The organism is bacterium, from assembly GCA_040757115.1.
In the GTDB taxonomy this organism is placed as follows: Bacteria; UBA9089; CG2-30-40-21; order CG2-30-40-21; family SBAY01; genus JBFLXS01.
The window spans coordinates 1-23,317 of record JBFLYA010000041.1; the positions used below are offsets into that span (position 1 = coordinate 1).

At 35.9% G+C, this 23,317-nt stretch carries 16 protein-coding genes; 9 read left to right on the forward strand and 7 right to left on the reverse strand.

Annotation, left to right across the window (positions count from 1 at the left end; genetic code table 11):
* Positions 1 to 148 precede the first annotated feature (148 nt).
* The 7 genes from AB1422_05290 to AB1422_05320 form a co-directional block, all read right to left on the reverse strand.
* Positions 149 to 628: a hypothetical protein gene (locus AB1422_05290; GenBank protein MEW6618748.1), complete on the reverse strand. Its 480-nt coding sequence runs from the start codon at positions 626 to 628 to the stop codon at positions 149 to 151.
* Positions 629 to 1,138: 510 nt separating this feature from the next.
* On the reverse strand, positions 1,139 to 2,764 hold the full coding sequence (locus AB1422_05295) for a T9SS type A sorting domain-containing protein (protein MEW6618749.1): 1,626 nt from the start codon (positions 2,762 to 2,764) through the stop codon (positions 1,139 to 1,141).
* A gap of 59 nt (positions 2,765 to 2,823) precedes the next feature.
* A complete protein-coding gene (locus AB1422_05300; protein MEW6618750.1) occupies positions 2,824 to 3,249 on the reverse strand; it encodes a retropepsin-like aspartic protease in 426 nt (141 codons plus the stop codon).
* Between the two features lie 186 nt (positions 3,250 to 3,435).
* Positions 3,436 to 5,598: a hypothetical protein gene (locus AB1422_05305; GenBank protein MEW6618751.1), complete on the reverse strand. Its 2,163-nt coding sequence runs from the start codon at positions 5,596 to 5,598 to the stop codon at positions 3,436 to 3,438.
* Between the two features lie 580 nt (positions 5,599 to 6,178).
* Entirely contained in the window at positions 6,179 to 8,719 is a 2,541-nt protein-coding gene (locus AB1422_05310; protein ID MEW6618752.1) for a DUF2723 domain-containing protein, read from the reverse strand.
* A gap of 117 nt (positions 8,720 to 8,836) precedes the next feature.
* Complete coding sequence (locus AB1422_05315; GenBank protein ID MEW6618753.1) at positions 8,837 to 9,583, reverse strand: hypothetical protein; 747 nt, start codon at positions 9,581 to 9,583, stop codon at positions 8,837 to 8,839.
* Between the two features lie 158 nt (positions 9,584 to 9,741).
* Positions 9,742 to 11,631: a glycosyltransferase family 39 protein gene (locus AB1422_05320; GenBank protein MEW6618754.1), complete on the reverse strand. Its 1,890-nt coding sequence runs from the start codon at positions 11,629 to 11,631 to the stop codon at positions 9,742 to 9,744.
* A gap of 955 nt (positions 11,632 to 12,586) precedes the next feature.
* On the opposite strand from AB1422_05320, the gene AB1422_05325 reads away from it, so the two are divergent.
* The 9 genes from AB1422_05325 to AB1422_05365 all read left to right on the forward strand — a co-directional run bounded on the left by AB1422_05325 (position 12,587) and on the right by AB1422_05365 (position 23,112).
* Positions 12,587 to 14,860, forward strand: coding sequence for a tetratricopeptide repeat protein (locus AB1422_05325; protein MEW6618755.1), 2,274 nt, complete (start codon positions 12,587 to 12,589; stop codon positions 14,858 to 14,860).
* Positions 14,861 to 14,901: 41 nt separating this feature from the next.
* The gene (locus tag AB1422_05330) at positions 14,902 to 15,057 is read left to right on the forward strand and encodes a hypothetical protein (GenBank protein MEW6618756.1); all 156 of its coding nucleotides are present in this window, start codon (positions 14,902 to 14,904) and stop codon (positions 15,055 to 15,057) included.
* A gap of 41 nt (positions 15,058 to 15,098) precedes the next feature.
* On the forward strand, positions 15,099 to 17,420 hold the full coding sequence (locus AB1422_05335; protein ID MEW6618757.1) for an O-antigen ligase family protein: 2,322 nt from the start codon (positions 15,099 to 15,101) through the stop codon (positions 17,418 to 17,420).
* Between the two features lie 378 nt (positions 17,421 to 17,798).
* Positions 17,799 to 17,981, forward strand: a complete 183-nt coding sequence (locus AB1422_05340) for a GxxExxY protein (protein MEW6618758.1) — start codon at positions 17,799 to 17,801, stop codon at positions 17,979 to 17,981.
* A 223-nt stretch (positions 17,982 to 18,204) separates the two neighbouring features.
* Positions 18,205 to 18,327, forward strand: coding sequence for a hypothetical protein (locus tag AB1422_05345; GenBank protein ID MEW6618759.1), 123 nt, complete (start codon positions 18,205 to 18,207; stop codon positions 18,325 to 18,327).
* Positions 18,328 to 18,467: 140 nt separating this feature from the next.
* Positions 18,468 to 19,373 carry a hypothetical protein gene (locus tag AB1422_05350; GenBank protein ID MEW6618760.1) on the forward strand — a complete coding sequence of 302 codons (906 nt, stop codon included), beginning with the start codon at positions 18,468 to 18,470 and terminating at the stop codon, positions 19,371 to 19,373.
* 55 nt (positions 19,374 to 19,428) lie between these two features.
* The gene (locus AB1422_05355; protein MEW6618761.1) at positions 19,429 to 20,148 is read left to right on the forward strand and encodes a hypothetical protein; all 720 of its coding nucleotides are present in this window, start codon (positions 19,429 to 19,431) and stop codon (positions 20,146 to 20,148) included.
* A gap of 240 nt (positions 20,149 to 20,388) precedes the next feature.
* Positions 20,389 to 21,282 (forward strand): hypothetical protein, encoded by an 894-nt coding sequence (locus AB1422_05360; protein MEW6618762.1) that lies wholly within the window; start codon positions 20,389 to 20,391, stop codon positions 21,280 to 21,282.
* 24 nt (positions 21,283 to 21,306) lie between these two features.
* A complete protein-coding gene (locus tag AB1422_05365) occupies positions 21,307 to 23,112 on the forward strand; it encodes a hypothetical protein (protein MEW6618763.1) in 1,806 nt (601 codons plus the stop codon).
* Positions 23,113 to 23,317 lie beyond the last annotated feature (205 nt).

Here is a 23,317-nt window from a genome sequence, read left to right on the forward strand (position 1 = left end):
TTTTCCACAATCAATTTCTACCTATTTCTATAAATTTCAATCTATTTCTATTATCTTATCTCCATATCACTCTTATCTCCTTATCCCCTTTCTTACACTTTTGATATATAGCCTGAACGGTTACATTATTTTTATTACCCGCAAGTTTTTATTTAACCTTTACTTTTAAAATAAAAGTTGCAGTACCTGAAGGAGAAATTTCAGGTATGCTCCATTTTACATGACTTACTGGTTGAACATTATCATTATCAAAGTTAGTTCCACCACCATCATGACAGTAAGTAATCGTTCCTGAACCACCTGCCTCGCCAAAGGTAGTATAAGAGGGGACAGCATCAATAAAGCTAATATCTGTAATAGAACTTGTCCCGAAATTAGTGGCAATAATGGTATAGGTAATCGTTCCCTCAGGTAAAATCTCAGTCTTATCTACCAATTTAACTAATTCTACCTGTGGCGATTCCAGTGGATGAGGAGATTTATGAGAGATTTGAGGCTTTTGAGTAATAGCCTGTTGCTCTGTGACAATTTTACTATTGTTACTTGTATAACTAATCCAGGCTGCATGAGCACTTGATACCATAATTACTACTACCATCAAACCCAATAATGGTTTCATCCTATTCATAATTCTCATCTCCTAACGAAAATTAGAGTTCTGCAAAACCAGGAAACTGTAGTTTTTAAGCGGGTATTTAAAACCTCTATTCTTATCAATTTCCTCCAAAGATCAAAATGCAAAAAGCAAATATAAAAATTACATATCAAAATGTAAAATTATCTCTTTCCTTTCAGCGTTAAAATAGAAGTCCTTTTGGGACGGTTCACTTTTGTTTGAAAGCTTGCGGTTAGAAAATGAAGTTAAAATTGGAAATTCGAAATTAGAAATTAGGGAAGGAAGTAAAAGCCCAATTTCTAATTTCCAATTTCAACTTTCTGTGAACGCTTACAAGTGACATTCGAAAGAAATCATAGGAAAAACGATAAAAGGAACCGTCCCGTCCTTTTTGAAATTTGATTTGTAATTTTGCATTTTGATATTTATATTTGATATTTGATATTTAATATTTGATATTTATTTGTTGTCTCCCCCAAATCCTATTTTGCAGAACCCTAAACGAAAATACTAAAGACCAAATTACTTAATTACTCCCAACTTACCCGTAACTTTTTCCCCCGTATCATTATCAACAATCAAATATATATAAATTCCACTGGCGACATTTTCATAGGCATCATTTCTTAAATCCCAACTCTTTTCCTGTCCAATATCATTCTTTTCTAATGTTCTAACTAACTCACCAGTTATACTAAATATTTTAATCGTTACATTCGTAGTTAATTCTGCAAATGTAAGTTGGTAACCATGGCGGCATGGATAGCATGGATTAGGATAAACAAATACCTTAGATAATCTTTTAGTCGCTGGTTTCTTAGACGGGAAAATGGCAAATTCAGATAGATGATAAACTTCAATGGTAATGGTATTTTTAATCGGGTCGATTACCCCACCCATTAATTCCCATTCCTTTTTACTATCATTCCAATAGAAGACCTTCAATGTTCGCTCATCTTCACCGGTAATATCTTCGTAACCATCATTATCTACATCTAAATAAAGCATAGTGATGGTAACTTTATTATTAAATTCTTCCCTGGGTGAGTTAAATTCATAGAATGCCGCTGGTTTATCACCTTTTATCAGAAAATTTCCTGTGGTTTCAGGAGCTTCTTCTACCGGTTTTTGAGTTATAGAAACAGTGCCTCCTTCAGGTGCCATCTCATTTTCAGGAATGATAATCTTTGTCTCCCCATCTTCAGGATTGCCATCTATGATAGTGATAGTTCCGCCTTGATTGGTAATTGTCCCTTCAGTAGTCAAGCAGACCTCTATTTTATACCTTTGAGTTAGCGTAGCATTTAGTCCATCGGTTGAGTAGATTTGATATGTAATTCCTGTAGTCCCAACTACATCCCCTGGGATAGAATAAGAATAGATAGAATTTGGCTCAGCAGCCATCGTGCCACAAATTTCAGGCGTTTGCGTGCCATAATATAATAATGCCTTATCTACAATAGTTCCATCCGTAATCGTCCCATTAATAACGACCTTGTTTCCTAACATACCAATTTTAGTCATTGGCGTATGGAGTATTTTAGGTGGGGTAATATCAAATCCCGTGGTCACCGTAGCCATCCGCGTATCAGGCATACCCCAGGTGTCTATGTCAGAAGAAGAGGCAGTAATTTGAGTAGTCGTTCTCTCGCCTTCATTACCTCCATCAGGCACTACAACCTGCAGGAAAAAGTATTTTGATTGCCCAGCAAGTAATGTCACAGAGCCAATACTTGTAGTTTCAGTTGCCTGATGAATTCCATCCTGATTGGTATCCTCAATTAACTTTACTTGCCAGCCTTGAGGTAGGCTTTTATTGTCTATGGAAAGGGTAATTGTATCCGTTCCATTACCGGTATTAGTCAGGGTGTAGGAATAGTAAATAGTTCTTGAACCGCCTAAGAGCTGGTCGGGTAATTTATCAAATGCAGATATGCCATAGCCTTGCCAGACTAAGGTAGAGACGATGTTACATGTGGTAACTGTTTCTGTTCCCCAGGTATTCTTATACCTTAAGATAACATCCCCGGGTTGAGAAATTCCATTTTGATAGGTAGAACTACCGTTATCTCCGCCATTTCTGATAATAGTTCCTGCGGTAGTAAGAGTAGCAGAAACTGGAAGGGACTGAAACAAAACCAATAACAAAAAAATCCATTTTATTAAACCTGTATTCACCATATTTGTCATTCACAATTCAATAACCTCTATTCCTGCTTATACATATCCGCCATCCATTTACCTTCATGACCTGGGTTAGGGATAACACTTTGAGTTCTGGGGTCAACGACAAAATCAATGGCTTCTAAAAATAAATAGCCAATCAATGGTGGTGTAGTATCATCATTTTCCATCACTTCCATAACAAAACTGCGGTCTTTTAATTCAATTTCAGCACCTTTAAATATCTTACGATTTGCTGGTCCATTAGCTGTTTTGATAGGGATGATATTATGAAATTGCAAGCCTAACCTTTCAATATCTACTTTATTAATAGAGACATAAGTTGCACCTGTATCTACAATCGCCTCAATCTCTATGGTGCGAATCTGACTGCCTGGGATTATATTTTCACTTGCCTTAACTACATCCCCATAATTCCTTATTATTATCTTCTCAGTTATTCGTCCCATTCTTCTTTTCCCTTTCTTCTAAAGATGGAAAATAGGACGCAAGATTTTTCTTTGCAGATGAACAGGATTAAAATTAATTTTTGTTATTTCCTCAGTGTTTCTTAATGTTTTTAGTGCTTTAGTGATTTCTTCTTTAAAATCCTAAAAATCCTGTAAATCTGCGTCCTAAAAAAAGTCTGCGGTCTTCTACTTTATCACTACCTCAAACCTACATTCTCCAGAACCTGATGGCTGGACAGAACCATTGATTGTAAAGGTGATAACCTTAGTCGCATCATCATAGGATACTGAGATACTATCTCCACCACCAGCTCCAACTGTCCCTGTCCCACTATTAGCGACATAAGTTGCCCAGGCAGGAATGACATCCTGTATCTGGACATTAATCGCCTCGGCATTACTCACATTCCTATACTTCAAGGTATAGGTCAAAGTAGCACCGGGTAGTTGAGCATCTGCTGGTGAAACACATTTTTCTAAGGTGAGATAAGGCACGGGCGCAGAGCAGGTGGTTATAGTTATATCTTCTATTGTTTCCAGGTCACCCCAGGGCACAGTATCCGTCCCAGAACAGGAGGCAATCACCTTATTAGTTGAGGTAGCACCTATATCTACTAAGGGTATATCTACCTTTAAGAAGAAGTAATTACTTTCTCCGGCGGCTAAGGTAATACTCCCAATCTGCGTCGTTTCTGTGGCTTGATGGAGTCCATTCTGATTATCATCCATTATCGTCGTTAAAGTCCACACTCCACCTGCCACATTACTGGCAGATAAAGTGATGGTATCTGTGGCATTGCCACTATTAGTCAGGCGATATGGGTAATAAATAGTCGTAGATGGGCTACCGGATAAGTCTGCCGGGCTGGTTAATTGGACGCCATAGCCTCTGGCAAAGGTCAGGGTATCATCCAACCGGACATCCGGGTCACCCCAAGCATCCGGGTGTGAAGATTCTGCCTTTACCCTAATCGTTGTGCTACCTGCAATTGAAACATCTACTTTAAGGAAAAATTTACGACTTTCATTTTGCCTCAAGGTAATTGGGCTTGGCAATGTGGTATTTTCGTCATCCTGATGGAAGCCATCCTGATTGGTATCATCGATTAAAGCAACAGACCAGGTCGCTCCTTCAAGCGTAGTTGCAGAAATAGTAATTGTATCCGTGCCATTACTTGAGTTACTGAGTTCGTAGTTATAATAAACCGTAGCGGTAGGCATAACCGATTGGTCTTTTGGTAACTCTAAGTAGCCAATCCCATAGCCCTGCAGGATAGTCGTGGTAGTAGCCATGCAGGTAACGGTCTTTGTCCCACCCATACCAGAGTATATCAATATAGCATCACCCTTAGCATCGGCTACATTTAAGGTGCCGGTATCACTGCCATTGATGATATTCGTCTCCACCGGCGCCCCTAAAGTCGCCTCCTCAACGACATTTAGAATATCCCCTGTATAATTATCATACCCCCCAATAGCATATATCTTACCATTAAGTGTAACGGCTGCTAATTCCCATCGTGCCGTAGGCATCGGTGCTTTAGTTGTCCAGGTGCCATTAGGACCGACACTCGGGTCAAATTCCTCAACTACATTTCCCCCAATAGCATAAATCTTACCATTAAGTGTAACGGCTGCTAAAGATGATCGTCCCGTAGGCATAGGTGCCTTAGTCGTCCATGTGCCATTAGGACCGACACTCGGGTCAAATTCCTCAACTACATTTTCACCTCCATATCCCCCAATAGCATAAATCTTACCATTAAGTGTAACGGCTGCTAATTCCCATCGTGCCGTAGGCATCGGTGCTTTAGTTGTCCAGGTGCCATTAGGACCGACACTCGGATCAAATTCCTCAACTACATTTAGTTTACTAGCAAAATTGTCTCCCCCAATAACATAAATCTTACCATTAAGTGCAGCTGCTGCTAACCAAGATCGCGCAGTAGGCATAGATGCTTTAGTCGTCCAGATGCCATTAGGGCCTATGGTTGGATCAAATTCCTCAACTGTATTCCCTACTGAATTTAGATAGTTACCCCAAAATCCCCCAATGGCGTATATCTTTCCATTAAGTGCTACTGTTACTAACCTTGTTCGTGCAGTTGGCATATTTGTTTTCTGAGTCCATGTACCAGTAGGACCAACAGTTGGATCAAATTCCGCGACTACATTTTCACCGCCATCTCCCCCAATAGCATAAATCTTACCATTAAGTGTAGAGGCTCCTAAACTACATCGTCCCGTAGGCATCGGTGCTTTAGTTTTCCATTCTAAGTCAAGTGCGAATGACTGTGTCCCCAATCCTAAATAAAACCCAATCCCGATTAATCCTAAAACTTTTTTCATTTTATTCATCCTCCTGCTTTTTAATTAGTCCTCTCTTGAGAGGGCTAAAGAGTGTATCCCCTAATTGTTCAACCAAGGATGGTTAAATTACTTGATTAGGTTAATATATCACAATTGTCAAAATTTGTCAAGGAAAATTTTTTGATTTTTTTAAAACTTGGAAGGGGAGCGTTGCGTAGGACTTAAAGCTATATCTATGGTCCCAGGCATTGCTTTATCTCATTTTTTGCCATCTTTTTGTTTCTCTTGACATTTTGAACTACGAAATACGCGAAACACACGAAAGAGTCTGATTGACAAATCTTTCATTCTTGAAAACTATCTGTTCTTTTCCCATTTTCGCGTCTTTTGCGTGTTTCGTAGTTTTTTCTCTCCGTGTTAAACTTTAATTATTTTTTTGAAGTTACAACTCTATAACACCTCCTCCTCTTGATGTCAACTAAGTAGATTACCTCTTTTTTATCACTTTGGCATCTTTTATCACCTAAAATTCTCCCCAACCCGCATCATAACTAAAAGTCATTTGCAACGCTCTCCTTGGAAATGGATCAATACCGAGAGGTCTCTTTTTAGTCCCTTTTTACTTCCATGTAATATTCCTACCACTTTCTAAAGATAATAACGCTTGACGAATATTATCTCGATTAGGATCTATTTCTAAAATCTTATTAAATATCATAGCAGTATTTTTTATCTCTCCCTTTTTATAATATGACTCAGCTAATTTATAATAATTATCCACATTATTAGGTGCTAATTTTATGGCCTTTTTAAATTCCTCAATTGCTTTGCCATATTCCATATTAAAAAGATAAACGCAGCCTAATTTTGCATACCCAGTGCTATCATTTGGGGCTAATTTAATTAGTTTTTTATAACAAATAATCGCTTTCTGATATTGGTGTAATGAAAGATATACCTCTCCAAGATTTAAATATCCAAGTACATCTGAAGGATTTAGATTAATAGATTTTTCAAAATTCTTAATAGATTGTTTCACATTACCTTTTTTATACCATAAAACTCCTTCATTGGAATATATCTTGGCATAATTATTAAATAATTTTATAGTTCTATTAATGTCAAAAGTTATCCCATCATCAATAATCTCATCCTTTGTGCCTCTTATTTTAACTCTTAACTTATTTTTTATAAGATTATCAGATAATATATTTTTGTCTTTTTCATTCTCTACAATCTTCCACAAAAGACCACGTGGAATTAAGTGATAATCTTTTGCATATTGTTGAATAAAATCCTCCTCAAACAAAATATAGAATGGGACTTTTTTAAAATTATTTTTAACTATCTCATCCATTATCAGTTTTTTTAAGTTTTTATTTTTAATCCTTGATTTTAATTCCATAATCCTTTCTTTTAAAAGTTCAAATTTTAATTCAGAATGTTTTTCCTTCATCTGATTAATATACCAATCATAATGTAAGAAAGTAACATCAATGAATAGTATATTGGGTTTACATTCCTCAACAAATTGGAGATAGAAAAGTGGGAAACTAGTTATATCTCCTTGAATAAAAGCTACCGTGTTTTCTTCTAATTGGGATATCATATTGTTTCCATAATCATAAGCAAAGTAGTATTGATGCCGATTAGCATATTGATAATTTGTAGTAAAAGGGAAAATTAAAAGAGCTAAGAATGTAAATGGAATGAAATAATCTATTTTAAAGAATAAGGAGTGAGGGATAGGATTAATTTTAAAAGTAGTTAGAGTAATCAATCTAACTATTCCTATAATTCCACAGCCATTAAATATAGCAAAGAGAGCAAAAGTCAAAATATAATAATCTTCAATATTATAAATTGAATAACATGTAGCAGAAAGTATGTTCATTAGAATTATTAGTAACAAAAAGATAAAGAGATTTCTATTTATTATAAACAAAGTTATTGCTCCAATAGGTCCAAGCCAAGTAAGATAAGGAGTAAACTGATGAGTGAAGAATTTACTTATATAAAATTTAAGTTTTTCTATTTGTTCCCTTATAGAGGGAGATTTCATATAATCTCTATAATCCCTGGCACTAATATGGTCAATAAACCTTTCTAATGTATCTGGATCATCCCAATTAATTGATGGGTTCATAGCAGCTCGAAGAGGAAGGTATAAGTAAAGGAATAACGGTAAGATGAATAATAGTAGCATTATTGAAATTGGCTTTAGAATTAATAATTTCCGAAGAATAGATTTCCAATAAAAGATATTCTTATGAATAAACTTTCTTTTTGAGGGTAAGTTTTCAGTTTTTTTTACTTTACTTGTTGAATACCTACTTATCCACGCCTGCCAACTAATAATTAAGATTAAGTAGATAGTAGCTGGCACAAGATAGATAGTCTGAAAGTGGTGAGTAAAAGCAACACCTGCAATGAAAGAAAATAAATAAAGTAGCCGGGGAGAAGGGGGAAGAGAGAAATTTTGGAGTAGATTATTTTCCCTTTTAACAACCTCTTGCCATTTAATCAGAATAAAGATTAAAATAGTGGCAAAGAGGATATTAAGGGTATATTTTTCAGCAACTACAGCCTGAATCCAAAAAGTGGTAGCAAAGGCAAGCATAAGTGCAGATAGAGTAGCAGGAATTAAATGAGGAAGTGAGGAAGTGAAGGAGTGAATAAGTAATTGAATATTATGAGTTTTTTCCTCTCTCCATGTCTTTCTCACTTCATCACTCAAATTTCTTCCCACTTTTAATGTAATAAAGTAGACCATCATACACGCCAGCGAAGCACATAAGGCAGAAGCAAGATTCATACGATAAGCAATATTTCCAATGGGTAAAGTAGTTATCCATAGTTTTCCAAGTAAGCAATAAAATGGATAACCCGGAGGATGGGGGATACCTAAAACAAAAGCCGCAGTTACCATCTCTCCAGAATCATGTAAACCAATAGTAGGGGTTAAGGTATGCAAGTATACCGCCCAGGAGATAAAAAATACCAATATCCCACCACCATAATCTATTGAAGTAAATGCCCTTGGAACAATTGGTTCATCTTTTGAAATGAGAAACTTTGGTATTCTAAACTGAACCTTCCACTCCCTCTTTTTCTGCCTTCTATCATCTGAAGTCTGTTTTTTTAACTTTTTCTTACCCATTTTACTACATATTATAGGACCCTTCCTTTAGAGATCAACTTAAACATCCCTTGGTTAAATAATTCTTTTGCTTTCTTCTTTGTGCTGATTTGTTAGCATAAATGTTTCATTTTAAAATTACATAGCATATATCTTACCATTAAGTACTGCTGCTGCTAACCCATTCCGTGCAGTAGGCATAGGTGCTTTAGTCGACCAGGTGCCATTTGGACCGACACTCGGGTCAAATTCCTCTACTACATTTAATTTCTTACCTTCTTCTCCTTCTTCTCCCCCAATAGCATAAATCTTACCATTAAGTGTCGCGGCGGCTAAAGCCTCTCGTCCTGTCGGCATCGGTGCCTTAGTCGTCCAGATGCCATTAGGAGCAACTGTTGGGTCAAATTCCTCAACTACATTTAGAGCTCCACTTCCTCCAATCGCATAAATCTTACCATTAAGTGCAGCGGCTGCTAAAGATGATCGTCCCGTAGGCATAGGTGCCTTAGTCGTCCAGGTGCCATTTGGACCGACACCTGGGTCAAATTCCTCAACGACATTTGCACCTTCATATCCCCCAATCGCATAAATCTTACCATTAAGTGTCACGGCAGCTAAAATCCATCGTCCTGTCGGCATCGGTGCCTTAGTCGTCCATGTGCCGTTTGGTCCGATACCTGGGTCAAATTCCTCGACTACATTTATATTTGAAACTCCAAGTCCCCCAATAGCATATATTTTGCCATTAAGAGCGCCTGCTCCTAAACCATATCGTCCTGTCGGCATCGGTGCCTTAGTTTTCCATTCAAGGTCAAGAGCTAAAACTTGTGTAGCACATGCTAAATAAATACCAACTCCTATTAATCCTAAAACTTTTTTCATCATTTTTCTTTACTCCTTTTTTTTTATTTTTTGTAAGCGGATTAAGCGGATTATTTATCTGACAGCATTATGCGAATTGAAAATATCATTTTATCCGCTTTATCCGCTAAATCTGCTTACTAAAGATTACTATAATTTTCTTATTTTGTCAACAAAAAATTTTAAATTATTTTTTCCTTTGTCTTTATTTCTAATCCCATTTGATACTCACCTTTAATCTTCACCCAATCTTTACCGTTATTCTCGGAAAAATAGGACCGACCATAAATATGAAAGGTGTCGATAGGAAGAGAGAGAATTGCCCCATTAATCATTTTTAATGTAATTATATTTAGTCCCTTTTTTAAAATATAAGAAGCGATTTTAATTTTGAAGCTGTTAATTGTTCCAAATTGATAAAAATTAGCACATGATATGGGAGGAGAAGATATCCCATTAATATTTATTATAAATCCCCCGATATTTCTTTCAACCATATAAGTCATGACAAAATTAATATCTTCTGCTGATGAAATATCCCTATTAATAATCAGTTCTTTTTTTATCATCATAGAATTACCTTCTAAAGTAATTACATTACCTTCCCGCCAACTTTCGTAACCTAAATTACCACAATCTTTAATGATTAAACATTCTTCTTTTTCAGTATATACTCCATTGGGATTAGTAAAACAAACACATAATCCATAAATACGCTCTGCATATGTAAGAACAGAACATAGAAATAATAGAATTAAGGAAAGAAGGATAGGTTTATAATATTTTAGACGAAACTTTTCATACCAAAAATACAATAGAAATCCAGTAAAAATTGCCATGATAGGTAATACCGGTGGGCGATATCTTTCTATAACTACAAATAAAATGACAGAAAAACTATAAGCAAATATAAAACCATAAAGCAATAAAGATTTCTTCCAGGATTTTAAAGAAAAAAATATACCTGTAAGTCCTAATATGAAAAAAATATCGAAACTAATTATTATAGGTAGTCTTAATAAAGAAGAATATATTTTACCTTGTTCATAATGTGTTTGATGTGGAACTCCCCATTTACTTACCAATAATAAAAACTTTTTAAGTTGTAATTTTATGAACTTTACAGGCTCTCTTTTTACAAAATCTAAAACATCTGCTACATAAAGCTCTTTTCCCTCTTTTTTCATCCTTTCCTGCAGGTTATTTAAATAAGGTTGACACAGGTCAAATGAAGCGTTTGCATGCTCATTATTACCTATCCAAAATTGAAATCCGCCAGCCGTGGTAAGTAAAATAAATTTCCCACCATAAATACAATTCCTAATAGTAACAGGTGAGATAGTAATAAAAAAGGCTAATAATACAATCGCATATTTAGTGATGACCTCTTTCTTAGGTATTTTGTAGGTAATAAGCATCCATATCAAGATAAATGGAAGAAAGATAATTACATTAGGCTGGGAAAGAGTAGCTAATCCTAAACATACTGCTCCCAAAACAAGATTTTTTGTTATCCCTTCTTCCTTACCTCTGAGAAAGAAAAATAAAGATGCACAACTAAAAAATGTAGTTAAAGCAGTAGATAAAAGCACCCCTTCATAAAATATCAATGTGCCACATACAGCACAAAGTAATGCCCCGATCATACCAATAGGTTTATTAAAAAGTTGCTTGCCAATAAGATAAGTCAAAAGACAGGTAATAACTCCAAGGATGAATTGAATTACCCTTGGGAAGATTAAGTTATAACCAGAGATAAGATAGCATAAGGACAGGAAATAGTAATACAAAGGATTATAACCAAAAGGTGTTTTCGGGAAAGTTCCCTCAAGTATTTCTTTAGCCGCAGTAACATACATATATGTATCATCACCTGCGTGTGGGGCAAAAAAGTACGGGTCATTATTCTTTAATTGAAAAATATATACCAGTCGTAGAAGAATACCTACTAAGAGAATACCACCTACCAGAACATATTCCTTTTTAACCAATTTAACTAACTCAAAAGAAATCCCTCTTTTAATATTTTTAGTCTCATTATTTTTTTTACCCTTCTTTTTCTTCTTAGCCATTTTTTTGAATTACCTTTGTAACTATTCAGCCACAGATAAACACGGATGAAACACTGAAAATTCGTGACCTGAAAATAGTTTTTTCACGCAAAGGACGCAAAGGTAATTTTTACCCTTATTTTCCTTTGCGTTCTTTGCGTGCTTGGCGTGAAACTTCTCCTGAAAATATCGGTGGTGTCTGAAAATAACTCTAATAGTGAAATCTATGCAGATTTGGTGTCCAAAAGGGATTTCATCCAAAAGAGCAAAATGCAAAACTCGTTTATAGTTTATGGTTTATAGTTTATGGTTTATAGTCCTTCAACTATAACCTATCTACTATCAACTATAAACTATCTTTGCCAAAGTTCAGTAAAATTATCTCTTTCCTTTCAGCGTTAAAATACTTGTAACTGTTCAGATAGTAATTCACCGCAGAGACGCAGAGAAACAGAAAGGAAAATATCTTTTTTTTCGTGTTTTTCGGTGTTTAAAAAAGTTTAAAAACAGTTAGGTGAAAGTAAGTATTAAAAGATTAATAAACAACGAAAGACCCGAAATGCACAAAAAAAGGAAATTTCTGTCTCTGGTGAATAGATTTTAATTTTTTCTCTGCGTCTCTGTGGCATCTTGCGGTGAACGGTTACAAATACTTGAAGTCCTTTTTGAAATTTGATTTGTAATTTTGCATTTTGATATTTATATTTGATATTTAATATCTGATATTTAATATTTATTTGTTGTCTCCCTCAAATCCTATTTTGCAGAACCCTATACACTATTTTAACCTTTATGCTAGATTAAGACACCACCAAAAATTCAGGGAGTGAAGTTTTGAGGATGGTTTCCCAAATGTCGCTAATTTCCTGCATAAATAGAGTCTATAGTCTTGTGTCTGATGTCCAGTGTCTAAATCACACCCCAGATAATTATTGTATTGACTTTGTATACAAAAGTATGTTATACTAAAAACACAATGAATCTCTCAAATTTCTTAAAGATAGGTAGCGAATATTGTGATAAAGCAATAATCTGGATTGTGTTTTTAATGATTTTAATCATTCCACTTATCTTTGACCCACACATAACCAGTTTTGATTTAGCCAAAGTAACCGCCATGCGGATATTAACCCTTGTTATTATTGGACTTTGGTTATTAAAACTCACCTTTTTCGCTCAAGAATATCAATTCATAAAAACACCACTTGACCTGCCAATTCTTGCCTTTTTAATTATAAGCATAGCCGCCACAATAACCGGGATTCATCCAATAATGAGTTTGGTCGGCGAATATAAAAGATACGATGGATTAATTAGCACCATTAATTACATATTTATCTACTATATTGCGGTTAATTTCTTAAGACAACGCAAATATCTTAAAAGAACTGTTGCTGTTATTAGTTTTGCTGGGGTTTTAGTGGCTGGTTGTGGGATATTGCAATCTTATGGAATTGATTTAACCAGATGGGAGTCAGGGATAATCTCGACAATGGGCAATCCTAATTTCTTAGGGGGCTATTTAGCCATAGTCTTTTTTCTCCCTTTAACTTTATTTTTCCTTGTATCTTCAAAAAAGATTGGAAATCCAAAATCCCAAATTCCCAAAAGTCAAGTAATGAAAATCATCTTTTTAGGGATTTCTTTAGTCAGTCTCCTCTTAATTTATAAATGCTTTTCTTTACTTGCACATCGAGGAGGAGCACTGGGACTTGGTGCCGGCATACTTTTGTTTGGAATCCTATTGGCAAAACAATTTCTTAAAAATAAGATGAGGACGATAGTGATTTTAAGCGTGATGTGTCTGGCAACAATCTTATTTTTTATCAAAGGGCAGTCAGGTTTAGTTCAAAAATTTACCTCAACCATTGCCGTAGAAAAAGAAGAAGGCAAGGCAATCCCAACTCTAAAATTTACCTCAACGGCTGAAACAAGATTCTATATCTGGCAGACAGGATTGGAGATTATAAAAAAATATCCTTTGTTAGGAGTAGGTCCGGATGCTTTAAGGATGGCTTCAACTCAATGTGAGAAGATTGAATTTATTCGCACCGAAGGAGGAAGAAATTGCCTGATTGATAAGGCTCATATGGAAGTGTTAGATATGGCTATAACTCGTGGGTTATTAGGTTTAGCCGCTTACTTCTGGATTATAATTTTACTATTTGTAGTTGTATATAAAACCTATTCCTCAATTAAAGAAGAAAACAGGATTTTATTAGTCGGGGTCTTATCGGCTGTGCTTTCTTATCTTGTTCAGAATGAGGTTGGTTTTGGAATTATCGCGACTTCTTCCTTATTCTGGTTATTATTAGGAATGGCAATACCAATAGCCATACCCAAACCTCAATTCACAAAGCCCTTTAAACTGCACATTCTTCCCCGTATTATCATTTGTTTCCCTTTATTGATATTAATTTATTATCTCATCTCATTATCGTTACGACCATATATTGCGGATATTTATTATAAAAATGGGTTGGCGATGATTTCACAGGGTAATATTGACCAGGCGATTGCCAGTTATGACCGTGCATTAGGATATAATCCGTTGGAAGAATTTTATTATGGTGAGGTTTTAAATGCCTATGATATGAAATTTAAACAAACTCAAGATATAGTCTGGTTAGATAAACTTATAGCTAAAGGGGAAGAGGCAGTCAGATGTAATCCTCTTCACGCATATTATTACAATCTTTTAAGTGCGGTTTATGGAGAGAAATATGTTCGGGGAGACCCAACTTACGCCGAGAAATCAATTGAGGCTTCTAAAAAGGCACTTAAATGTAAACCTCTATTTGCTGACCCATACAATAATATCGCCGCAATTTATGTTCGTCAGGAAAGATATGATGAAGCGATAAAAGAAATGGAGCAAGCCTCCCAACTTTTCCCCGATGACCCTAATTATCTCCGAATTTTAGGTGAACTATACCAGGTGAAAGCTCAGACAAATAAGGCAATAGACTTATTGAAAAAGGCGATTGAATATAATCCGCAAAATCCAGACCCTTATGCCAAACTGGGTAAGATTTACTTTGACCAAAAAAGATATAAAGAGGCAGAAACCCAGTTTAAAAAGGCAATCTCGTTAGATGCAAAAAATATCTTTGCCCGTAATAACTTAGGCACGATTTATATTAATCAACAGAGATTTAAAGAAGCAAGGTCTGAATTTGAGGCAGTCTTAAATGTTGCGCCAGGGGAAAATTATGCTCTGCAAATGCTGGCAATGATTAAAGGACACTAAATTTCAGGTGGTGTCTGAAAATAACGCTAATAGTGAAATCTATGCAGATTTGGTGTAAAAAAGGGGATAAGGAGATAAAGGGAGATATGGAGATTATTCATTGTAATTTCCAAAATTTTAGAATGAATTTATCTCCTTATCTCCATAATCCCCATATCTCCTTTTCTTACACTATTTCAACCTTTATGCTAGATTAAGACACCACCAAATTTCACCGTTTTTATAGTCAAGGAGTTAAATGATGAAACAGGTTTCTAAATTTGCTACTAATTGTGATAAATTTATTGTTGGTTGTCTAATGCTCATAGTATTTGGGATACCGTTATTTTTTGGCTTGAATGTTAATAGCCTTGATTTACAAAAAATAGCCTTTATGTGGACACTCTCGTTAATTATAGCCATTACCTGGATAACCAAAATTGTTTGGACAAGAGAATTTAACTTTGTCAGAACTCCACTTGATATTCCAATATTTGCCTTCTTGTTAGTAAGTATCCTGGCGACTATTTTCTCTATTCATCCCATCATTAGCCTGATTGGTTTTTATAGTCATCATGAAGGATTACTCATAGTCATTACCTACATCTTTTTATTCTATGGCGTGGTTAATTTTATAAATAAAGAATTAATGCCCTGGATGATGGATGTTATTATTCTTAGTGGGGTATTGGTGGCAGGTTATGGTATTATTCAACATTATGGTCTTGACCCGGTAAAATGGGAATTATTTATGGGCGGTCGAGTCTCATCAAGTCTGGGCAATCCAATTGGTTTCGGGAATCATATCGTTATGGTTTTAGGAATAGCGGTATGTTTATTTCTCTCCAAAGAGATTATTACCAGGCGAAAAACTAAGCAGATTCCATCATCAAAGAAAAAGAAAAAAATGATTTTAAAACCTGCCCAACAATACAAACCCATCGTAGAAATACCGTGGTGGATATATGGAATATGTATTGGTATAATTTTGTATGGGTTGGTTTTTTCTGGTAGTCGGGCGCCTTTTCTTGGTATGCTGGGTGGAATTGGAGTAATAGGAATTTTATTAGCTAAGAGAATAATTATCAAGAAGAAACAAGTTGGAATATTAGGAGTGATGTTTGTTGGTTATTTAGTGTTTTCCAATATAAATCCAGAGATTGCCATAATTGGCAGGTTCACAAGTATGCTTAAACCCCCAGCGCCAAAGGTTGCTTCACCTTTTGAAGTTGGCACTTTTACCGCAACCTCTATCGCTTATCGAACCCCTCGAATCTACCTCTGGCAAGGGGCATTAAACATCATTCGTGAGCATCCTGTTTTAGGTGTCGGATTAGATACCATCGGACTTGTTCATTCCCGGTATAAACCCATAGAATCTGCAATAGCAGAAGGGGCTTATGCCACCGCAGCCAGTGCCCATAATGAACTATTAGATGTGTGGGTTTCCAGAGGAACAATTGGATTAATTATCTATCTCTGGGTGCTGATTAGTTTCTTAGTTATTTCTTTAAAAAACTATTGGTCTTATAAGGGGATAGAAAAATTCTTTATTACGGGATTATTAGCCAGCTGGTTTTCTTATCTTATTCAAAATCAATTTAGCCCAACAGGTATCTCATCTTCTTATCTTTTCTGGATAATTATGGCTTTAGGTATGGTATTTAGTGCAAAGCAGAAGTCTTTCGTGTTATCTCCTCTAATCAAAGAATTTCGATGGTTTATTCTTCTGACCACATCAGGAATAGGAATTGGGCTGTGGATTTTATTAGTCGTCCGACCCTGTATTGCTGATTTTAATTATGAACAAGGAACTTTACTTCAAACTATGCCTCAATATGAGAAAGAAACTCAATACCGGTTTGAGCGGGCACTAAAATATAACCCTTATGAAACACAGTACCATCGGGAGGTGTGTTCTATTTACCTTAATCGGGCACAGACTACAGGTGAAGAGACATGGATTAAAAAGACTATTGAGCAATCTAAAAAGTTAGTCAAATTTAATCCTGAGGATGGTGTGGGGAATTCTATTTTAGGGGCAGGATACTATCTGGAAGGCAAGGAATTAAATGAGGCGGTGAAGTATTTCAAAAGGGCAATAGAGATAGACCCCTATAACCCTGACCCACATAATACCCTTGCTTTAGGCTATCAAAGACTCGGAAAATATGACGAGGCAATTAAAGAATTTAAACAGGCATTCTGGTTAAAGCCTGATTATTCTATGTCTATTGAGAACTTGATGCGTCTCTATGCCAATATTGGTAAAGGTGATATTAAATCTGATATTAAGGAGATATTAACCAGAGAATCTGGGGGGCGAACGAGCAGGATTAGAGAAAGATTAGTTGAATTTCATCTTAAAGAAAATAATCTGGATGAGGCGGCTAAAGAATGTATCATAATTCTTCACCTTATTCCAGAAAATGTAAATATCTGTAGAACTTTAGGTAATATCTATGCCCAGCAAGGAAAAATTGATGAGGCAAAAAAGGCATTTAATCATTTATTAAAGATTAAGCCAGATGATATTTATGCCAGGGAATTTTTGGCAAAGGTAGATAAACATCATTTCTGACAGAAAAAATAATACTCGATGTTCAAGTTTTTTAAAGATATAAAGATTTAACCGCAAAGAGCGCAAAGGAAGATTTCGCAAAGGACGCAAAGAAAGGGAAATTACGGGACGGGGAAGGGTTCAGGTAGGATAAAAATAAGGAGAAAGGGAGAAGATGGAGAAGTGGAGAAAAGAAGAGTTAACTGATAGGATTATTAATGCCTGTATTAATGTCCATCAAAAGTTAGTGTCGTGTTGAACAAATAACGCACGGAATTCGATTCTGGTAACTGGTGATTGGTAACTGGTAATTAAATACCGTTTGGCTGATCTCAGGACGAAACTATTTAACCAGTTACCAATTATCCGTTTACAGGTTATGGGATCTGATGATACGCCGTGCAAAACTTACTCAACACCACATTAGGACCTGGTTTTCTGGAGAGCATCTATCACAATGCCTTGAGGGTTGAGTTTGCAAGACAGAACATTATCTTTGAATCAGAAAAAGAAGTCAAGATATTCTATCAAGGTGTTGAGGTTGGGATTCATAGACTTGATCTTTTCGACCTGTGCGGTTAAATGTAAAATGGATAATGTAAAATGAGAAATGTAAAATGAAAATGTATAACTGAAAGGTAATGAGTCTGGCGAAGTAGTAAAATTTCCCATTTTTCATTTCCTATTTTACATTTTACATTTATTTTTCCTTTGCGTCTCTGCGATGAATTAGTCTAATCGCACAGGTGGGATCTTTTTGTTGAAGATGAGATTGTGGTAGAGATTAAAACTGTTGAGGAGAGAAGTGGGAAGTATTATAATCAGGTTAGATCATACATTAGAGCAGTGGATAAAGAAATTAGGGTTACTGGTAAATTTCGCAGACTCCAGGATTGATGTCCGAAGGGTGGAGCAAGAAAAAGTTTGAGCCAATTCTCCCTTTTCCCCATTTCTCCTTGTTTACACTTCTAATGTATAGCCCTGAACGGTTACAAAAATCCGTTATATCCGTCTAATCCGATTACTAAAAAATTAAACTAATTAAACTAATGAGGAGGTAGATTTAAAATGGGTAAAAGAAGTTTAAAGGAAAATTCAAGAGGAACAAGGATTAAGAAGATAATGTGTAGCATTGGGGTGATGTGTATCTTGCTGGGCAGTAGCACTATAGCCCAGGGTATAGAATGGCAGTGGCCATGGTTAAAAAGTAAGGAGCAAAAGACTAAGCAGGAAAAGGTGGTTAAAAAGAAAAATCTACCACTTAGAGCAAAACAAATCGGCACGCCGACTGTTCAGGCATTGGTGGATAAAGTCAAGGAGAATTACCAGAAGATTCAAGATTTGAAGGCAGAGATGGTAGTTACAGTAGAAAAAGTAGGAGGATGGGGGTACCCAATACTTACAGATAAGATTACTAAGGCAGGAAAATATTACTTTAAAGCACCTGATAAAATTAAATATGAAGACCCAAAAGACCATGATAGAGATACTGTTTGGAAGGGATTAACTCAGTATGTTAGAGCTTATCATGGCTCAAATGTTCCAAGTACTAGAGAACCTTGGTATTCTCTTTTAGAGCCTGATAATCTATATTTCTACTGGCGGTTGGATGAGATAATGACTAAGTTTGATACGAAGGTGATTGATAATCCTCAACCTGATGTCTGGGTGATTGAGGCGGTGCCGAAAGATAGTAATCATGAGGATGATTATAATTATCCATATTCAGATGGTAGATTGGAAGTTTTTGTTAATTATGATAAAGGCGTGATTACTAAAATTGATGTACACGGTATTACTCTTGGTTTGCTTTCTTCCCGAAGAGAATCCCAAGATTTTACATTAATTAATAATATTTGGATACCAACAAAATTTATTAGGACATCTTTTGGAGATAAAGAGGTAAAAGAAGAAATAACACTTAGCAATATACAGTTAAATACTGGTATTCCAGATAGCGAGTTTGAGTTTTAGCAGGAGTAGAAAGTAGAGAGTAGAAAGTAGAAAGTTTTAAGGAGGTAAAATAATTATGTTTAAAAGAGTTATAGCCTTATGTTTGGTAAGTAGTTTATTTTGGTTAAGTCCTGCTTTTGCTAAAAATCCTGTGTTGATAGTTCATGGACTCAATGGAGATTCACAGAGTTTTAAAGATGGATGTATGGTAAAGACATTACAAAATGCAGGACTACAGGTGTTTACCTTAGCAGATGTAGGTGGTGATTTTCCTAATAGAGGACAAGGATTAATACAGGAAGATGTAAAATTGCTTAAACAAGCAATAGATGAAGTTAAGAGGCGAACAGGAGCAACTAAAGTTGATATAGTAGCCCATTCAAGAGGTGGTATTGTAGCTGAACTTTATACGATGATGTATGGTAATCAGTATCAACCTACAATGGAATATACATATCATCCACCTGAGGATCCTCGGCTATTAAAGAAGAAGACCATCACCAACATCCCCCGCTACGGCAATGATGTCAATCAAATCATTATGATGGGGACACCGCAGATGGGGAGTTTTTGGTCGGATTTTGGGCATGATAATCCTGTTCTTTCTGACCAACTTAGAAAACTTGGGATTGCTAAGGATGCACCTGATCAATATACAGTAGGTGTAGAGCAATTGCAGGAAGAAGGTAGTGCCTTTATGGAATATTTCTGGAAGAATAAATTAAATTCAGACCTACCAACGATTACTTATATTAATTTAGCTGAGGATAGGATTTGCCCACCATTGTTTAAATAGGGTGATGGTGTAGTTACTTTTGATTCTGCCTGTGGGGTGGAATTACTTCAACAATTGCTTTTTGGACGCAGATGAACGCAGATGAACACAGATTTTAAAGAAAAAATCACTTGCATTTAAAGATAAACAGGTGTATACTTTCTTTGCGGCCTTTGCGCCTTGGCGTGAAAAAAAAAGAGACTCTCACGCAAAGACGCAAAGAGAAAGAAGGGAAATCTATTTGAGGAGGTAAAAAAAACAATGTGTAATCTAAAAGGTTTAAAGGAAAATTCAAGAGGGACAGGGATTAAGACCATAATGTGTAGCATTGCGGTGATATGTGTTTTGCTATGCAGTAGCACTATAGCCCAGGGTATAGAATGGCAGTGGCCATGGCTAAAAGCTAAGGAGCAAAAGACGAAGCAAGAAAAAGTGGTTAAAAAGAAAAATCTACAACTTAAACCAAAACAAATCGGCACGCCGACTGTCCAGGCATTACTGGATAAGGTCAAGGAGAATTACCAGAAGATTCAAGACTTGAAGGCGGATGTGGCAGCAAAAGCAGAATGTACACCTAGCCCACCATTGCCAGGTTTGTATACCGTTAACATGAAGTGGTACTTTAAAGCACCAGATAAGCTTAAAATGGTTCCTCCTAATGAGAAGAGAAGAACTATTGTGAAAAATAATACCAAGTATACCCTTCACCTAAGATGGGGGAAATGGGAAATTGATTCTAAACCACTTTATTGGTATTATTTATTAGACCCGGGTAGGTTTGATTTCTACTGGCGGCTGGATGAAATAATAACTAAATTCGATACCAAAGTCATCAACCACCCAGAAGAAAATATCTGGGTCATTGAGGCTGTGCCGAAAAAAAGTAATCCTGAGGATGATTATAATTATCCTTTGCCAAGAGTTGGATTAGAGATTTATATTGATTATGAAAAAGGAGTAATGACAAAAATTGTTGATTTTGATGCAAAAACTGGAGAAAAGGATACTCCATGGTGTGAAATTAAAGATTTTAAATTGATTAGTAATATTTGGGTACCAACAAAATTTATAAAAATTACAGAATCAACAGAGGAAATCACACTTTCTGACATTCAACTAAACATTGGTATTCCAGATAGTGAATTTGAATTTTAGTTTAACTTTTTGGAGGTGATAATTATGTTAGCAAAAAAGGTAGCCTTATGTTTGATTCTTAACTTATTGTGGTCAAGCATTGCTTTTGCAAAGTACCCAGTGCTTATTCTTCCAGGAATTAATAGCACTTCACAAGATATGAAGGATGGATGTTTAGTAACCACATTGAAAAATGCGGGGATAGATGTATTTACTATGGCGGATGTAGGTAAAGAGTTTTTGAATCGTGGACAGGGATTGATTCAAGAAGATGTGAAATTACTTAAGCAGGCAATTGATGAAGTAAAGAGACGAACAGGGAGTGATAAGGTGGATATAGTCGCTTACTCAAGAGGTGGACTGGTTGCTGAACTTTATACTATGATGTATGGAAATCAATACCAATCTACAATGGAGTATACATATTATCCTGCTGGAGTTAAAAGAGAAGAAAGATTTAAAAAAACTAAGACCATCTCCAACATCCCCCGCTATGGCAACGACATCAATCAAATCATCATGCTGGGCGCACCAAATAAGGGGAGTTTTGGGGCAAATGTGGCGTATAGTCTACCTTGGTTGGCTAACTTGGTTGATGAGATTGCTAATATATTTGGCCATGACCCGCCGGATGCTGATACTGTGGGAATGGAACAATTACGCACTTCGAATAACTTTATGACCTATTTCTGGCAAAAGGCACTAAATCCTGAAGTTCCTAAAGTCAAATACATTAATCTGGCTGAAGATAGGATAGATAATGGTGATGGAGTAGTATCTTTTGATTCTGCTAAAGGGGTAGAATTACATCAACAATTATTAGAAACTATCGCATTGAGTACCTTAAATATTCCATCTGTCCATCATACAAATTTATTCAAAGATGTAGGTGTCAAGAAGGAGATATTACAAGAAGAATTTGATGCTTACCCTATCACTGCCAATATCTCTATCTTAAGGGAATCTCCTGTCAGAGAAGGGGCAATATCTATCTCTATTACCTTATCCGAATCTTTATCTTCAGCACCAACACTATTTATTAAAGGTAACGGTGCTTTTTCTTCTCCACATCCAATATCTTTAGCCGGCTCGGGTAAGAACTTCTCTGTAATCTTGAATATTTCCAAAGGGACTGACGGCAGCGCAAGGCTTTATTTTGAGGAGAAAACACAAATGCAGGTAAAGATAGCCAGTGCTGATTGTAAAGAAGATATTATTGAAACTATTGAAGTACCAATATCAGGCTACCATTCCTTTTTAATTGACACCGAGGAGCCGGAGGTAACTGCTACTACCCCAGCAAATGGTGAGGTGATTATTGCTGAGGAGACACCCTGGACAGTCAATATCTCTGCTACGCTTTTTGACCCACCAGTTAACAGCTATGCCTCCGGGATTGATAATTCAACTATTGTATTGAATACTCCTCAAGGAACCTTTCATCAAGCATCAGCAGTGAATAATTTAGATTACGGTGAGTATTCTTGCTCAATTGAAGCAAAGGATAATGCCAATACACCAGGACATGACTTGAAAGGGTCTCCTTATCGCTGGAGTTTTGAGATTGTGCCACCTATCTTTGTATCTATCCATCCTGCCTGGCAGGATTTTACAGAGCCACATGAATCCCATACTCATTACATCACTATCACTAACAAGGCAAAGAATAAGTCTTTTACGGCTAATATTGAGATGAAACTGATTAGGGCATCAAAATGCCTTTCTATCACTCAATATCCTGCTTCTACCTTAGAATTACCTGCAAATAGCGAAAAATCAACCTCATTTGTAGTTACCTCAGGTGAGGAATTAATACCAGATGATAATTTGATTCATCAAATAAAGGTGTAAATAAGGAATGAGGGGAAAAATGAGAAATTGAATTTGACAAATGTTAAAAAATGTAGTATAGTTAAAAAAACAAAGTTGAAAATTTTAGGAGGTGTTTGAAAGATGTTTAAAGTAAAAAAAGTATTAGGGTTTTTAGTGGTTTTAAGTATGGTGATTGGGGGAGGTACAGTGTTACAAGCTATGGGTGGGGAACCAGCTAAAGAAA

Excerpts from the sequence above, each read along its gene's own strand:
- AB1422_05290 (MEW6618748.1), bottom strand. The coding sequence starts at position 628 with ATGAATAGGATGAAACCATTATTGGGTTTGATGGTAGTAGTAATTATG.
- AB1422_05300 (MEW6618750.1), bottom strand. The coding sequence starts at position 3,249 with ATGGGACGAATAACTGAGAAGATAATAATAAGGAATTATGGGGATGTA.
- AB1422_05305 (MEW6618751.1), bottom strand. The coding sequence starts at position 5,598 with ATGAAAAAAGTTTTAGGATTAATCGGGATTGGGTTTTATTTAGGATTG.
- AB1422_05310 (MEW6618752.1), bottom strand. The coding sequence starts at position 8,719 with ATGGGTAAGAAAAAGTTAAAAAAACAGACTTCAGATGATAGAAGGCAG.
- AB1422_05315 (MEW6618753.1), bottom strand. The coding sequence starts at position 9,583 with ATGATGAAAAAAGTTTTAGGATTAATAGGAGTTGGTATTTATTTAGCA.
- AB1422_05320 (MEW6618754.1), bottom strand. The coding sequence starts at position 11,631 with ATGGCTAAGAAGAAAAAGAAGGGTAAAAAAAATAATGAGACTAAAAAT.
- AB1422_05325 (MEW6618755.1), top strand. The coding sequence starts at position 12,587 with ATGAATCTCTCAAATTTCTTAAAGATAGGTAGCGAATATTGTGATAAA.
- AB1422_05330 (MEW6618756.1), top strand. The coding sequence starts at position 14,902 with ATGCAGATTTGGTGTAAAAAAGGGGATAAGGAGATAAAGGGAGATATG.
- AB1422_05335 (MEW6618757.1), top strand. The coding sequence starts at position 15,099 with ATGATGAAACAGGTTTCTAAATTTGCTACTAATTGTGATAAATTTATT.
- AB1422_05350 (MEW6618760.1), top strand. The coding sequence starts at position 18,468 with ATGGGTAAAAGAAGTTTAAAGGAAAATTCAAGAGGAACAAGGATTAAG.
- AB1422_05355 (MEW6618761.1), top strand. The coding sequence starts at position 19,429 with ATGTTTAAAAGAGTTATAGCCTTATGTTTGGTAAGTAGTTTATTTTGG.
- AB1422_05360 (MEW6618762.1), top strand. The coding sequence starts at position 20,389 with ATGTGTAATCTAAAAGGTTTAAAGGAAAATTCAAGAGGGACAGGGATT.
- AB1422_05365 (MEW6618763.1), top strand. The coding sequence starts at position 21,307 with ATGTTAGCAAAAAAGGTAGCCTTATGTTTGATTCTTAACTTATTGTGG.